This window comes from Hydrogenimonas urashimensis, from assembly GCF_016593255.1.
Classification (GTDB): domain Bacteria; phylum Campylobacterota; class Campylobacteria; order Campylobacterales; family Hydrogenimonadaceae; genus Hydrogenimonas; species Hydrogenimonas urashimensis.
In genome coordinates this window covers 947,368-962,688 of the sequence record NZ_AP023212.1, presented here as the reverse complement: position 1 = coordinate 962,688, position 15,321 = coordinate 947,368, and the positions used below count along the sequence as shown (strand labels likewise).

The window sequence follows — 15,321 nt, the reverse complement described above, 5'->3', positions numbered from 1 at the left end:
ATGAAAAAAATAATTTTTCTTTTGTTTTTGCCAGCGATAATGGCAATGGCATTTGTAATCACACCAGAAGGTGGAACAAACCATGGAACATTGATTCCTGTCACAGAACATGAGGGTGCTGGAGATGAGATTCAAGATATACAAAAAGGTGATGCTTCGGAAAACGCTACAGAAGTGAACTATGATCTATCCAAATATAGCATTATTCCGGGACTTTATGGATACGGAACTCAAACAAGGGCCGCATATGGACTATATGCGAAAACTGGCAAAACTTCAGATCTGCCCAAAATATTGCATGTAAATACCCTTTCTGGTGATGTAACAAATACAGATAACACTCATGGTTCTTTTGCGTGGGCAGTGACAAGAAAATTTCCAAGAATAATAGTGTTTGATATTTCAGGTATTATTCCTTTAAAAGATGGCATAAATTATAACCTCAAAAAAGAAAATTCTTTTTTGACAATTGCGGGCCAAACAGCTCCTGGTCCTGTAGTTTTATTTGGACGAGGAGAATTCAGAATTAGTGGTGCACATGATATTTTGATTCAGCATATTACAATACGTGGTGCTGGAACTGGAATGCCAAAAGATGGCTCTAGAAATGGGACCTACACAAATATATCATTGATTGCATACTATGGCCCAATTTATAATGTAGTAATAGATCATTGTACTTTTTCTTGGTCGTCAAGAGAAGCCGTAGCAATTTGGTCAACATATCCTTCGAATGGAGAAAAAGGAGGTAATACAGTTTCAAATGTTACAGTTTCAAATTGTTTAATGTCAGAACATTTACTCTACCATTCAACTGGAACACTTATAAATGGAAACAATATTCTTTTGCGTGACAATCTTTATGCACATTATGGGCACAGAAGTCCATATATCAAAGTAGGCACGTCATGTGCATCATGGAATAATGTGATGTATAATTTCAATTATAGAGCAGCGCAATTATCTGGAGATTATGATTATTATGGAAATCGTCCCGCACGGTTGGATTTCCGAGGTAATGTTGCAGTTGCTGGTCCCGATACTGGAACAGCTATAAAACATCCACTTGTACGTATTGGAAACTCCATGGCTAATAATCACGCAGAAATTTATATGAAAGATAATATTGCATTTGGCCACCATGTTGCAGGTTATAATGTAGAAAATCCTGTTAAAATACCTTATAAAACTGAAGAACCTTTACTTGTACCAAATTATAAACCATATGAATCAACACTTACTTATAATAAAGTTCTTACAAATGCTGGTGCACGATCAGGAAAAAGAGATTATATAGATACCCGTATCATAAATGAGGTAAAAAACAGAACAGGAAGAATACCCACTTCAGCACCTACTTCTTTAAATTATAAAAAAATATACAAACCATTTAAAGAAGTAACAAATCCTCATGAGAAATATAATAGTCAATATACAAACATTGAACATCAGCTTCATCAGCTTTCTCTGGAAGTCTCTGCTCACTAATTATATCTTCGCACTGGTTTGTCCTTTAAGAAACAAACCAGTGTAATAATCTGTCAACATTTTTTGTACAAAGAAATTAGGTAACAGTCTCCACCATTTGAGCCTGCCATTACCTTATTTTCACGTTCTGGTTGAATGGGCGATCTAAAACAAGCGGGGTTTTCCGAAACGAACTAAGTTGAAAATGGTGGAGAGTTCATTTCCAGAAATCCTTACTGTTGAGTATATGAGCACGGTGTTACATTGGACTTTTCCGTCTCGATAAACTTTATAGACAATGTTATAATTAAATCATTAAATCGGTCGTTCTAAGATGAATACTAAATGTCTATTGGTTTTCATCAAAGGATGATGCTAGAAAAAGATTAAAATCTAATGTCAAAATTACAATGATTTTGGCCTCATAGTCCATAGAAGGGTCCTAAATAATGGAGAGAACCATTTGACCGCAGGTCATGCCATCCGTGTCTATAATAGCCATGAATTTATCTTTTGTAAGTTGTTGGAATGGTCTAAATAACAAAAAACTTATCTAAAATTCAAGCGTCACGGGAAATCATCGCACAACGCTTGCATCGAATAGTTTGATGGAAGCTTGAGAAAGGAACAATTGATGCTTTTATTTTCAATTCCCTTTCAAGGATATGACCGATGAGCAAAGAGTAGATACTGGATTACAATATGGAATTTTCACATAATTCTTTTGATAAAAAAATAACTTCCATTGAGGTAGGGGGAAGCCATAATCAAAAATAAGAAAAAGTCATCCCGTTTGGTCAATGATTGGGGAATTTAATCAACTTAAATATGTACAAATGGAATTAATGATAGTGAATTTCAGGAGGTAGTTGAAATGTTTTCTTATATTAAATATGATTTTAAAAGATACTATACATTAACACATGGACATAAAATTAAAAGATATATTAATTGTTTTAGACAGCCGGGATTACATGCAATTTTAATATTTAGATTTGGTAATTGGATTTATAAAAATAATATATTTATCAAACTAATATTTTCACCAATTTATTTATTATTTAATTTTATTATTAATTCTTTATGGGGAATTTCTATTGAGAAAGGTGCGATTATAGGAAAAGGTTTTAGAATTGGTCATTATGGTGGAATATTTATAAATAATGCATCAGTAATAGGCGATAATGTCCATATATCACAAGATGTGAGTATAGGGGTATCAGGTCAAGGTTCAAAAAGAGGATGCCCTATCATTGGGAATAATGTTTATATTGCACCTGGAGCAAAATTATTTGGTAAAATTAAGATAGGTAATAATGTTAAAATAGGGGCTAATGCAATAATATATAAAGACATTCCAGATAATTGTTATGTAGTATGTGATTGCTTAAAAATAATAGAGCGTAAAATAGATTTTTCATAGAAATAACTCCCTCGAATATGCATTCTTCTCAAAAATAGTAATTTTATAGAGGGGATGAGAAATTTTAATGAAAAAATTATACTACAGCGAGAATCAGATTCTTGTGTTCTTGATACAAATTTCAAAGTGGTACACCATTTATATAACTGGGTAGTCCCCCATTTTCTAATACTTCCAAAAGTAGAGGTTGGTTAAGTAAAAGCTACCCAATTATTGAATATCATCCGGAGTGCTATATGTGGTGAGCCAATACATAATTTATTCTTTAATGCTGAAAATTGTTGTAAAAAAGGATTCCATATTTGATTTTCAACAAATATGTCGATATAGTTAAAAATGAAATCGTTAATAGAAAATAATCGTAATTTTCAAGGTTGTGTATTGAAAGCTAAAACTATCTCTATTGTGTATAATAAAACTTTATCAGTATATAAATTTAGATTAAATTTAATAAAAAAACTACAGGAAGAGGGATATCGAGTTATTGTTATGGCACCACCTGACTCTTATGTGGAAAAATTACAACAATACAATGTGGAATGTTTTCCAGTACATTTTTCCCAATATGGGATGAATCCTTTTAAAGAAATTGCTACTCTCATCCGACTTTATAAAGGTTTTAGAAAATATCACCCCGATGTTTCTTTGCATTATACAATCAAACCAAATATTTTTGGCAATATTGCTGCAAGAATGGCTGGGATACCGGTAATTAATAATGTAGCTGGAGCTGGTAAAGCTTTTTCTCATGAAAGTAAAATTTTTAGATTGACTATTGAAAAATTGTTCAAATTTTCATTAAAAAATGCTATGAAAGTATTTTTTCAAAATAATGATGATATGAATTATTTTATAGAAAAAAAAATTATTTCTAAAGTTAAAGCAGAGCGAATTCCCGGATCAGGTGTAGATTTGAACAAATTTAAAATAACGGATTCTCAGTTTCCAAAAGAGTCCTCAAAAGAAATAAGATTTTTGTTTGTTGGTCGCCTTTTGAAACAAAAAGGAATTGAAGAATATTTAAAAGCGGCATCAAAAATGATTAAGAAATATTCCAATACAAAATTTATTATAGTAGGTGAACATGATAATTATGATGACTATATTAATATAAATGTTATTAATCAGATATGTGATGGTGAATCAATAAAATATCTTGGTGGTGTCAGTCCGGACGTTATGCCTGGAATAGTAGAAATGAGTGATTGTGTTGTTCTTCCATCATATTATAGAGAAGGTGTACCACGATCGCTTCTTGAAGCTGCAGCTATGGGTAAACCGATTATTACAACAGATAATATCGGTTGTAAAGATGTCGTGGATGATAATATCAATGGATTTAAGTGCCCAATTAAAAATGTTCATTGTTTGGTTGAAGCTATGTCTAAAATTGTTGAAATGTCAGCAGAAGAAAGATTCAAGATGGGAATATCTGGGAGGAAAAAAATGGAAAAAGAATTCGATGAAAAATTGATCATTGATCGATACGTGCATATTATTAATTCAATTATTTTCAACAATACAATTGTATGATTATGTAATATTTGTTTTGTAAATGATAAAAGGAGAATAAAATGTCAATACAAAAATTTATTTGCTTTTTAAGATCAAATATTAGTATAAATCAAAAACATATCCTTGAATACTTCCACAACTTAAAAAATGATTGTTCTATGCCTATAGAAATATTAGAGAAAAAACAAATCGATCAATTGAATATTTTACTAAATCATGCATATAAAAATGTTCCTTATTATTCTAAAATTTTTAAGGATCTCGGACTGGTCCAAAGAGGAGTAGTAGAATTAAAAGATCTTTCTGAATTAAAAAATTTTCCTTTTTTGACCAAGGAGATTATTCGTCAGCAAAAAGAAAATCTATATTCAAAAGACTTAAATAAAAGAAATCATTATGTAAATACTTCCGGCGGTTCAACGGGTGAACCTGTTAAATTTCTTCAATGTGATAAATACAAATTAAGCAATAAGGCTAATTTCGAATTGGTAAAGTTTTTGCGAGGATGTACTCCATATGATTCAACTATTATCATTTGGGGAGCGGATAGAGATATTGCAATTGGAAAAAGATCATTGAAGGATAGATTTTTAGATTTTCAATTAAATCGAGTTTGTCTTAATAGTTATAAATTATCTGAAAATGACATGATAAATTTTTTAAAAATTTTAAATAAAAGACCGCCCAAACTTATAATTTCATATATTCAATCAATTTATGAACTTGCAAAATTTGCCAAAGAAAACAAAATTTATGTAGAAAAACAAAATGCTATTCATACTTCTGCTGGCACGGTATATGATTATATGAGAGATCTTATAGAAGATGTATTCCAATGTAAAATTTTCAATCACTATGGGAGTCGAGAAGTAGGGCCAATTGCAACAGAATGCTCTGCACATGATGGGCTGCATATTATGATGGAACATACCATTGTTGAGGTTGTAAATGAAAAAGGAGAATTATGTAAACCTGGAGAAGAGGGAGAAATAGTAGTTACATCTCTTCATAATTTTGCCATGCCTCTTATTCGCTATAAAATAGGAGATATAGGAATATTTCAAGAATATACTCATTGTTCGTGTGGATGTAGTTATCCAAAACTACATAAAGTATTAGGCAGAAGTACAGATTTTTTTATAAACACAAAAGATGAAAAGATATATGGTGCATATTTTACACATATTTTTTATTTCAGAAATTGGATTGAAAAATTTCAGGTAATACAAAAAACAAAAGATAAAATCTTAATAAAAATTGTAAAAAAAGACAAAATTCCAAAAAATGAATTAGATGATATAGTAAAAAAAATTAAATTCCTAATGGGAGATGAATGTGAAGTAAATTTTGAATTTGTAAAAGATATTCCTAAAACAGAAACAGGTAAATTTTTATATACGATATCTAAAATTCCAAATTAACCTAACATGAATCCGCCATTGCGCACCCAAAATCCACATTTTTCAAAGCCCGAAAATAGGGCATTCATGAAAAGAAGAACAAAATTTGCTCTGTCATTCTCCATTCTATGAATGGAGAATGAGATAGAGGGATGGAGTCGATCAAAAAACATGGCATCACGTTTATTACCCGTGTGCCATCCCGTCTCAAAAGAGCCAAAGCGTTTTCGCAAGAGCATGATGAAAAGGCGTTCGTGCGAATCGATGAAAATTATGCCTGCATTCAAAAGAGCCTGACCTACGAAGGCATACCCCAGTAGTGGGTGCTATACAGAAGTATACTGACCCCCAGCCCAACTGCACAATGTATAATATAGGAAATACAGGAGCAAAAAGTTGGAAGAACAGCAACCACCAATCAAACGCTTTAGCGCCAAAAAGAAAGCGGATATCGTGATGGATATATTTCAGGGCAAGACGACCGTGACCGAAGTGTCGCGCAAGTATGATCTGACACCCGCCACCATTGAAGAGTGGATGGAGGAGGCCCGAGCGGGGATGGAGAACCAGTTGCGGGCCAGACCGAAAGATATCGCCGCAGTGTACGAAGAGAAGATCAAAGCGATGAAAGAGGTCATCGGGGAGTTGACGTTGGAGAACATCGCTTTCTTGTGAAGCGAAGCGGTTCGCGTAGCGAATCACTCTCTTCGAGAAAAAAGTACGACTTTTCTGTAGGGGAAGAGAAGAAGTGATGCGGGTTCAGAGCGAAATGAGAAGTGAAGGTCATCCGATCAGCATCACGAAACTTTGTCGTCTGTTCGGTATTCCTCGCAGGAGTTTCTATTACAAGCCCATCCAAAGAACGCCGAAACTGAATGAAGATCGCGTCCGAAGAGTCCAAGAGAAGATCGAAGCCTTTCCCACCTATGGTTACCAGCGGTTGGCTCTGTTGCTGGGAATGAATAAAAAGGCGGTCCAGCGCATTCTGCGGCTCAAAGGCGGCAGGTGAGAAAACGAGCAAAAGGCCACAGGCCAAGGGCCAAGGCGATGCCCTCACGCTCACAGATTCCCGATCGAAGATGGGCCATCGACATGACCCGCGTATGGAGCCAAAAGGATGGCTGGAGCACCTTGGCCGCCGTTATCGATACCTGTACCCGGGAGATTGTGGGCTGGAGGCTCTCAAAAAGCGGCAAAGCCAAGACGGCGGAGGCGGCACTGCAGGAGGGGCTCATCTACCGTTTCGGCAGACTCAAAAGGGTGGAAAGAGAGATCACCTTGCGAAGCGACAACGGATTGGTCTTTACCGGCAAATCCTTTACCAAGAGGGTCAGAGACTACCATTTCACCCAAGAGTTCATCACGCCCTATACCCCGGAGCGTCCGAGCCGAAGACGACAGCCCCGCAGGCGGAGCCGAGGATAAAACGGAATGATCGAGCGCTTCTTCCGTACCATCAAAGAGGAGTGCATCTGGCATCACAACTTCAAATCGCTCAAGGAGGCCAACAAAATCATCGGAGACTGGATCGACTTCTACAACAAGAAACGAAAACATTCGGCGCTGCAATTCAGAACACCCGCAGAGGTGTTTCATTTAGCGGCTTAGGTGTGCAGAAAGAGAGGAGTCATTACAACTGGGCCAAAAAATGAAATATCGTGATCGATTATATCCAACCCGGTAAGCTTCAGCAGAACGCTTACATTGAACGCTACAATCGTACTGTCCGATACGACGGGCTCAATCAACACCTGTTCGAAACGATCGAAGAGGTACAGGAATATGCCACCAGATGGCTATGGGTGTATAATAACGAGCGTCCCCATACGGCGCTCGGTGGTATTTCGCCAAGGCAGAAGGTTCCCATTGTGGCTTAGACTCTACTTTTGGAAGTGGTGAAAAATGGGGGGATTACCCTTGACGTTGACGCATCGGGAAGGTAAATTATGGACATTTATTGATCCTATCAATCTATTCCGACAGGGTGTCCTAATGGGGCCGGCGCCAACACACTATTTAAAATCAATTATATATTCTTTTTAAATAAAATATTTTCATATATTTTTTCATGTTTTTTTGTTATGCCATTGATTGAATAGGTATCTTTAATAATCTTTTGCATTTTAGTTGCTTTGTTTATAGCAATATTGTAATTATCTAATATTAATTCCATGGAATTACAGAAGTCATTTAAAGTTGAAAGGTAGCCACACGAATCATTTACTAATGATGGTATTGAACCTACAGGTGTAGTTAAAATTGGTAATTTACTTGCACCAGCTTCAAGCAATACAATAGGCAATCCCTCCCATAAAGAAGGCATTACAAAAACATGAGATTTTGCCATTAATTCTGGAATATCAGATCGTGATCCAAGTAAATAAACATGATTTTCAAGGTTGTTTTGTATTATATTTCTTTCCAAATTTTTCCGAAGCTTGCCCTTTCCTGCAATAAGTACTTGAAATCTTTTCCCTCTTTCTTTTAATTTCTTTGAACACTCTAATAGTAATAAATGATTTTTTTGTTTTTCCAAACGTCCAACAGAAAGAAAAGTGAATTTGTCAAACTTTTGAGTAGAAATTAAATATTTTTTTATATCTATGCCATTTGGAATTATTTTATAATTCTTTTTGTAAAAATATTTGAATTGGTCTTTTGAAAAGAGTATATCTACAGACCTTAACGATTTGGTAAGATATAACAAAAACTCTCTTTTTCTGGAACCAATATTAATATTATGAGAAGTAAATATTATTTTCAATTTAGGATTTAAAATTTTTAAAACACTGGAAACTAGCATTGCATGAGTCATGTGGGCATGTATAAGATCAATATTATTTTTTTTAATATAATTATTTAAAAAAAATATTATTTCAATAAAATCTTTAAAAGCATTATTTTTATTTAAAGTAATTGTATTGATATTTTGTGTTTTAAAAGCATTTAACATCTCAACTTTTTTGGATAATGAAACAACAAAAATATTAAATTTTTTCTGGTTCAAATTTGTGGCCAAATCTAATACTACTCTTTCTGCCCCTCCTATACCCAATCCGGTTATGATTTGTAAAACATTAATTTTTTTATTTTGCATCATGTTGTTTATTCCTATTTTTGTATAATTGATTTATCGTATTTGAAGAATTATTTATTCCTTTTTTGATAGTTCGATATTGAAATTTTTAAAACCCAAATTTGCTAAAATTGCATACGCATACAACGATGTGAATTCATCCAATAACATATGAGAAAAAAAACCTAAAAAAAAGACAACAAGTACATACGTATACATAGTCTTTTGAACATTCTTGCCACATCTATATATTAATGAATATAATAATAAAGGGAATATAAAAAGGCCAATTATTCCGAACTCCGCCATATTGGTAAGATAAATATTATGAGCAGAAACACGTTCATTCCAGTGTCGAGTTGCACCTAAACCTTTTCCTAAAAAAGGATGTGTTTCAAACAAATAGAGAGCTTTATTAGCAACATCCAATCTTTCTTCTGCGCTGTAATCTGAATGCTTTTCTGGATTTGTAAACCAGGAAATTCTATTAAGTATATTGGATGAGCCTTGAATATTTGTTTGAATATAGTTTTGCAAATAGGGCATTGAAATTGTTAAGACAGATACAATTATTATCGGAAAAATAAAAGAATATTTAAAATCAATTTCTTTATAAAATGAAAGAATAAAATAAAATAAAATAAATGCAATTAAAGCTGAGCGAGAAAATGTGAATAAAATCCCAATAAAAATCAAAAAAAAGTAAAATATTCTATATTTTTTAGGAACTAAACCGTATGAAAGGATTGAACCTAGTAATATGATTTTTCCAGATGTAGCTGGATTCATATAAAAACCGGAAGAACGTCCAGGAATATAATGAGGGGATCCCAAAGGCAAAAATGATCCTGGATTAAAAAATTCATATACGTTGTTAAACACGGATATGATTGTCACTATAAAAATCGCCCATCTTACAGTAGATAGTTTATTGTTATCTTGGTAGATAAATATTACAAAAATAAATAATGAAAATATACTTAATAATTTTTTTCTAAATTCTAGGATATTTAATTCATTTGATGGGAATATATACCAAAGTAGTAGAAGAAACAAATAAAAAAATATCCATTTATATAATGCTATTTTAAAAAAAGAGAAATCATGATTTTGAAAAACAAAAAAAATAACAAGTAAACATAAAAGAATTATAATTTGTGTGTACGTAATTCCGATTAAATGTGTTGTTTGATAAAAATTAATTACATTGGAATATATAAGTAAAGTAAAAACAAATAAAATTATTTTACTTAATTGATGATTCATTCCATCTCTTTTTCGTATAATTGAACAATATAGTTAGTATTGTAATTAATTTTAATATATTCTTTTATTAAAGAAGCATTGAATTTGTAATTGACTGCTTTTTGAATATTAAAAGTAAGATCTTCAATATCAGAACAAGAACATAAAAAGCCATTTAATTCGTTCTTGATAATTTCATTAGTGCCTCCAGGACAGTTAAATGCTATAACGGGGATACCACAACAATTAGCCTCAAGAACAACATTGGGAAACCCTTCATATCTAGAACTTAATACTAAAAAATCAGCGTTTTTCATATAAGGATAAGGGTTTTTTTGAAATCCAACTAATTTTATCCTCTCATTGATAGAATAATTTTGAGCCAACCTCTCTAACTCATTTCTCAAAGGCCCATTGCCAAGGATGGTTAAGGTATATTTCTTATCGAGTTTAGCGAATGCTTTAATTAAAAGATCGAACCCTTTTTGATATACAAGTCTTCCTATTGCTACAAGATTAATCATGTTGTTGTTGTAACATTCTGGCTTAAAATCATTTGATTTTTTTTCAATATCATCTATATCGACTGGATTGTTTATCACAACAATTTTATTTTTTTTGATTTTATAATTTATTATTAAATCATTTTTCATATATTCAGATTGACAAATAATCTTGTCAAAATTATTATAAATATTACGATATAGAAAATTGAAAATTATAGGATATTTTTCTGTTTGATTCTGTACACTTACAGTATTTGATTCACGTGCAATAAATTTTATACTTTTTGAAAAAAGTGGACGAATTAATGCGATAATTAAATTTAGATGCCCTAATGTTGTAAAAACTATTTCTGGTTTTTCCAAGTAAATTACTCGTATTATTTGGAACAAAGCATATCTTGCTCTCGGAGTTTTCAGGTCTATTATTTTAATAGGGGGAAGTTCTTCTAAGAATTTGCCTTTTTTTTCCAGTAACACAAGTATTGGCTCAAATTTTTTTTTATCAATTTTTTTCAAAATAATTGAAATAACTTTTTCAGCACCCCCTCCTCGCATGGATGGAATGATAAAAAGTACTTTCTTTCTTTTCATTACGGGCCTTTTATGTTAATTTTTTAGATTCTTTTTCCCCAAAATATTTTCAATAAACTGTTCCCATTGTTTGCTGATACTGCTAATATTTAATTCTTTACTGATTTCCATTGCTTTTTTTCCGTAACTTAATCTTTTTTCTTTGTTATTCATCAAGCAATTTAATTCCTTTGAAAGCATTTCAATATTTGCGGCTTCAATGAGTACACCATTGTCATTTTGCTTAATAATGGTATTAGGACCTGTTTTGCAATCAAAACTAATAGGAGCGCAACCATATGCCATAGCTTCTACCAATGCATTTGGAAAACCCTCATTTCTCGATGACAATACAAATAAGGATGCCTTTTTATAATAAGTATGTACATCATTAACCTGTCCTACTAATTTGATTTTCGAACTTAATTTAAATTTGTATATCAATGTTTCTAGATTTTTGCGTTCGGATCCTTCACCCAATATTATTAATTTCCAATTTTTGTTTTGTGTTTTTGCAAAAGCTTCAATAAGCATATCGAAGCCTTTAACCTTATGCAATCTACCTACACCAAGTATAATATTTTCTTTTTCTTCCAGTTTGATGTTGGTTGGAGGTTGAATACCTATTGGATTTTTTATAATTATCCGATTTGGATGAAAATTGTAATATTCATAATCTTCCGGTGATAGAACTACTAAACCATTTGAAAGAGGGTATGTCAAACGTGATAAAAATTTCCAAATTCCTGTCTGTACACGTTTATGGTAAGTTCTTTCTGAAATTATAATGGGAGTATTTGTGATTTTTGCAGCAATTGTTGTTAATATATTCGCTGTTGTATTAAAACTTATTACTATATCAGGCTGTTCCTTTTTCATGACATTAGAAAAAATATTAATTCTTTTTATATTAAAAAGAAAAGCTTTTGTAAAATTATTTGATTCTGTATCAATACCTAAACTACAAATTTTAATTTTTTTATGTAAGTTGTAAGCAATTTGATTATCTTTTTTTATAGTAAAAATTGATACTTCATTGTTTTTTTGAACCCAATAATTCGCAAGTGACACCATAACCCTTTCTGCACCGCCCCCAGACAATGAATAAATAAACATTACTATTTTCAATATTTACTTCCTTTTGTTTTTATTCATGAACCTATTTTAAACTTTTCCATCAAATATTTTTTTTTCTCTTTCTTGCTCATATTCTTTGTAAAATCAAATTTATTTTTGTGTTTTTGTAAATATTCTTCTATTGAACAAATATATCTTACTGGATTTCCTGCATAGACACTATTGGAATTTAGAGTCCCCTTTACTAAACTATTTGCACCAACAATAACATTGTCTCCAATTGTACTACCAGGTAAAATTGTTGCATTTATGCCTATGAAAACATTATTACCTATAATAATTTTGTCAAATAGATCAATATTTTTATATTCTGGATAAAGATTTCTTATGACATTGACACTTCCATCATGTGTCACAAACTTTACATTTCTAGAAGAATAAAAGTTGTCTCCTATTTCAATAAGATAAGGTTCAGTGCCAAATATTTTTGTGTTAAATTGGCAATTTTTTCCAAAACGAACACCTTCTTTTTGGGCAAGTTTATTACAACTAATTAAATGTCTATAAATTAGATTCATAATCGTTTTAATTCTCATGATTGGCTCCTTTATGGAAAATTTTTTTATAAATTTTTTTTAAATAATTGATTATTTTGGGATTGGATCTAAAATGATAATATAACAAATATGTTGGTGAATTGTAAGGGAAATGCTTGTAGCTTAATTCAATACATTGTTTAAAGTTATGATAAAATCCCAGGTGGAAGTAAAATTGAGCCATTCTATAATAATGATTAGAAATTTTTTCAAATATTTCTTTTTGATACTTATTGTCAAAATATTCATCTAGTTCATAAAAGAATGCTATGATTTCTTTTGACCATTTTTCTCTTTTTTCAAGATTTTTCATAGAAGATGACCATGAACTTTTTGCGCCTTTTCGATAAACAGACATAACCCTGTTTATATATAAAGCGCCTCCGTTCTGAGAGGCGAAAATTTGTGTATAATAATCACCAAGTGGTTTGTTTTTGAATTTTGGAAAATTTTCTTTTGCTGCCTTTAAATACATGGTGGATGCTGTTGGGCAAAATCCTCCCCCACCTCGAATAATTTCCGATAATGAGAAAATTTTGTTTTCATTGGCATGCTGAGCAATGACTTTTCCTTTACGTTCAAAACCATACCGGACTTCTGCAGGATGAAAACTTATATGACACTCCGGATATTGTCGCATCATATCCACTTGTATTTGAAGTTTATGTGGGTCTATCCAGTAATCATCTCCCTCTAATGGGGCAATGTATTTACCTTTACAAGCTTTAAAAACCGTGTCTGCATTTGCTTCCATGCCCACATTTTTTTCATGCAGTATCAGTTTGATTTTATCTGGATATTTTTTTTGATAATCCAGCACAATCTGTCTGGTATTGTCCGTGGAGCAGTCCTCTCCGATGATAATTTCATAATTAAAATTTACCTGTTGCATTAGCACAGAATCAATAGCTTCAGCAATATATTCTTCATGATTATAAGCTAGCATGGGAATGCTAACAAGAATTTCATCTGTATTATTTTTTGACATACTGTACTCCAAGATTTTTTAAGTGTAGTATTTGGCGTCGAAAATTTTCATAAGAATCGGTTTTAAGGATGGCATTGAAAAGAATGTAGAAAAAGAAAAAAGTAAATCCTTTAAACAGAAAAGATATAAGAAGATTATCTATTGGCAGGTAAAAGATAATCAATAAAACAAAAGACACAGATAACAAAGAAATACCCATTTGCAACAAAATAGGTTTAAAAAATGCTTTTGTTGCAAGTTTTATCTCTTTTGATGCGTAAAATATATTTAAAGAGACTCCCAGAAATGTCACAATGACTTTTCCATACAGATATCCTTTGATTCCAAACATGAACCCGATATAAAAATTCGCCAATGTCATAATTTTTTTGTAAATTTCAAGAATGAAAAAATCTTTTGAATTACCATGGCCTTTCAAAATGTTTACAAGAAGGGCGCTGACAGGATATCCAAAACCACTCAACATGAGAATTCGGAAATAATCGACAGAAGGAAGCCATTTGTCGGAAAAGAGGAAAACGATAAGCTCTTCCGAAACCAGGTAGAGGCCTCCGATAAGAAAAAAAACTACAAAGCTGATCAATTCAAGTATTTTGATAGAGGTGTTCTGGAATCGGGGCAAATCATTTTGCAGTTTGCTCAATATGGGAAAAAGAACGCTCATAAGACTTCCGGATGAATATTGGGTAACAAGATTGTTGAGGCGTTTGGCCTGATCAAAAAATCCCAGTGTAGCCGAAGAGAAAAGTTTACCGATAATAAGAACGTCAAGACGGGAAAAAATGGTTTCAAGAAGAGAAGATAAAAACATGTGAAAACCGAATTTCCACAATTGCCGCAATGCTTTGAATGAAAAGTTTAGAGTCGGGGACCAGTCGGAAAGGTGCCAGATTATGATATTGTAAAAAATACTTTTTAAAAGGACCTGGGCTACAAGGCTCCAGACACCTGCCCCAAGAAATGCCAATGCAACACCTATTATTCCACTGAATACGGAAGAAAGTACATCGGATTTTGTCAATGCCTTGAAATTGATCTCTTTTTTGAATTTGTTTGTCTGCACAGCACTGAAAGAATTAATAAGATAAAGAAAGGCGACCGCCTGAATGAGAGGTATCAGTTTTGGATTATGAAAAAAACTGCTGATCCAATCAGCCGAGAGAAAGGTTATGAGAGTAAGGACTGCTCCTACAAATATATTGAAATAAAAGACTGAACTGTAATGAATAGGCAGAATTCTTCTCCGTTGGATCAAAGCACCACCCAGCCCTACATCTGTAAATACCATGGCGACCATGACAATCATCATCACTATAGCTATCAATCCAAAAGCCGATGGATCCAATAACCTTGCCAAAAAAATCGTGACTATGAAACTGGTGCCGTGTCTTGCAAGTTTTCCTGTTAGGTTCCATATAAAGGCTTTGATTCCGGTCGATTTCAGATTATCCATCTGTT

16 protein-coding genes and 1 pseudogene are annotated in these 15,321 nt (G+C 32.5%); 10 read left to right on the top strand and 7 right to left on the bottom strand.

All coding sequences use genetic code 11. The features are described 5' to 3' along the window. The 10 genes and pseudogenes from JMG82_RS04820 to JMG82_RS04775 all read left to right on the top strand — a co-directional run. The gene (locus JMG82_RS04820) at nt 1-1,488 is read left to right on the top strand and encodes a hypothetical protein (protein ID WP_201353793.1); all 1,488 of its coding nucleotides are present in this window, start codon (nt 1-3) and stop codon (nt 1,486-1,488) included. An 853-nt stretch (nt 1,489-2,341) separates the two neighbouring features. Next, nucleotides 2,342-2,890 carry a serine O-acetyltransferase gene (locus tag JMG82_RS04815; RefSeq protein WP_201353792.1) on the top strand — a complete coding sequence of 183 codons (549 nt, stop codon included), beginning with the start codon at nt 2,342-2,344 and terminating at the stop codon, nt 2,888-2,890. Nucleotides 2,891-3,226: 336 nt separating this feature from the next. Further along, nucleotides 3,227-4,423 (top strand): glycosyltransferase family 4 protein, encoded by a 1,197-nt coding sequence (locus JMG82_RS04810; RefSeq protein ID WP_201353791.1) that lies wholly within the window; start codon nt 3,227-3,229, stop codon nt 4,421-4,423. Nucleotides 4,424-4,464: 41 nt separating this feature from the next. Beyond that, a complete protein-coding gene (locus tag JMG82_RS04805) occupies nt 4,465-5,826 on the top strand; it encodes a phenylacetate--CoA ligase family protein (protein ID WP_201353790.1) in 1,362 nt (453 codons plus the stop codon). Between the two features lie 131 nt (nt 5,827-5,957). Next, complete coding sequence (locus JMG82_RS04800) at nt 5,958-6,125, top strand: hypothetical protein (RefSeq protein ID WP_201353789.1); 168 nt, start codon at nt 5,958-5,960, stop codon at nt 6,123-6,125. 76 nt (nt 6,126-6,201) lie between these two features. Then, nucleotides 6,202-6,480 (top strand): transposase, encoded by a 279-nt coding sequence (locus JMG82_RS04795; protein ID WP_201353788.1) that lies wholly within the window; start codon nt 6,202-6,204, stop codon nt 6,478-6,480. A gap of 94 nt (nt 6,481-6,574) precedes the next feature. Next, nucleotides 6,575-6,814: a helix-turn-helix domain-containing protein gene (locus JMG82_RS04790; RefSeq protein WP_201353787.1), complete on the top strand. Its 240-nt coding sequence runs from the start codon at nt 6,575-6,577 to the stop codon at nt 6,812-6,814. After that, on the top strand, nt 6,811-7,230 hold the full coding sequence (locus tag JMG82_RS04785) for an integrase catalytic domain-containing protein (protein ID WP_201353786.1): 420 nt from the start codon (nt 6,811-6,813) through the stop codon (nt 7,228-7,230). The genes JMG82_RS04790 and JMG82_RS04785 overlap by 4 nt, the downstream gene beginning before the upstream one ends. 6 nt (nt 7,231-7,236) lie before the next feature. After that, on the top strand, nt 7,237-7,413 hold the full coding sequence (locus JMG82_RS04780; RefSeq protein WP_201353785.1) for an integrase core domain-containing protein: 177 nt from the start codon (nt 7,237-7,239) through the stop codon (nt 7,411-7,413). Between the two features lie 47 nt (nt 7,414-7,460). Further along, a pseudogene (locus JMG82_RS04775) lies at nt 7,461-7,682 on the top strand (integrase core domain-containing protein); the annotation flags it as partial. A 149-nt stretch (nt 7,683-7,831) separates the two neighbouring features. On the opposite strand, the gene JMG82_RS04770 reads toward JMG82_RS04775, so the two are convergent. The 7 genes from JMG82_RS04770 to JMG82_RS04740 all read right to left on the bottom strand — a co-directional run bounded on the left by JMG82_RS04770 (nt 7,832) and on the right by JMG82_RS04740 (nt 15,316). Continuing rightward, on the bottom strand, nt 7,832-8,905 hold the full coding sequence (locus tag JMG82_RS04770; RefSeq protein WP_201353784.1) for a glycosyltransferase: 1,074 nt from the start codon (nt 8,903-8,905) through the stop codon (nt 7,832-7,834). A 51-nt stretch (nt 8,906-8,956) separates the two neighbouring features. Continuing rightward, nucleotides 8,957-9,763: an O-antigen ligase family protein gene (locus JMG82_RS04765; protein WP_201353783.1), complete on the bottom strand. Its 807-nt coding sequence runs from the start codon at nt 9,761-9,763 to the stop codon at nt 8,957-8,959. A gap of 380 nt (nt 9,764-10,143) precedes the next feature. Continuing rightward, nucleotides 10,144-11,223: a glycosyltransferase gene (locus JMG82_RS04760; RefSeq protein WP_201353782.1), complete on the bottom strand. Its 1,080-nt coding sequence runs from the start codon at nt 11,221-11,223 to the stop codon at nt 10,144-10,146. 15 nt (nt 11,224-11,238) lie between these two features. After that, nucleotides 11,239-12,330 (bottom strand): glycosyltransferase family 4 protein, encoded by a 1,092-nt coding sequence (locus JMG82_RS04755; RefSeq protein ID WP_201353781.1) that lies wholly within the window; start codon nt 12,328-12,330, stop codon nt 11,239-11,241. Nucleotides 12,331-12,353: 23 nt separating this feature from the next. Continuing rightward, nucleotides 12,354-12,875, bottom strand: a complete 522-nt coding sequence (locus JMG82_RS04750) for an acyltransferase (protein WP_201353780.1) — start codon at nt 12,873-12,875, stop codon at nt 12,354-12,356. Next, a complete protein-coding gene (locus tag JMG82_RS04745; protein ID WP_201353779.1) occupies nt 12,865-13,863 on the bottom strand; it encodes a glycosyltransferase family 2 protein in 999 nt (332 codons plus the stop codon). Before JMG82_RS04745 ends, JMG82_RS04750 begins: the two co-directional genes overlap by 11 nt. Beyond that, a complete protein-coding gene (locus JMG82_RS04740; protein ID WP_201353778.1) occupies nt 13,850-15,316 on the bottom strand; it encodes a lipopolysaccharide biosynthesis protein in 1,467 nt (488 codons plus the stop codon). The genes JMG82_RS04745 and JMG82_RS04740 overlap by 14 nt, the downstream gene beginning before the upstream one ends. Nucleotides 15,317-15,321: the final 5 nt, after the last annotated feature.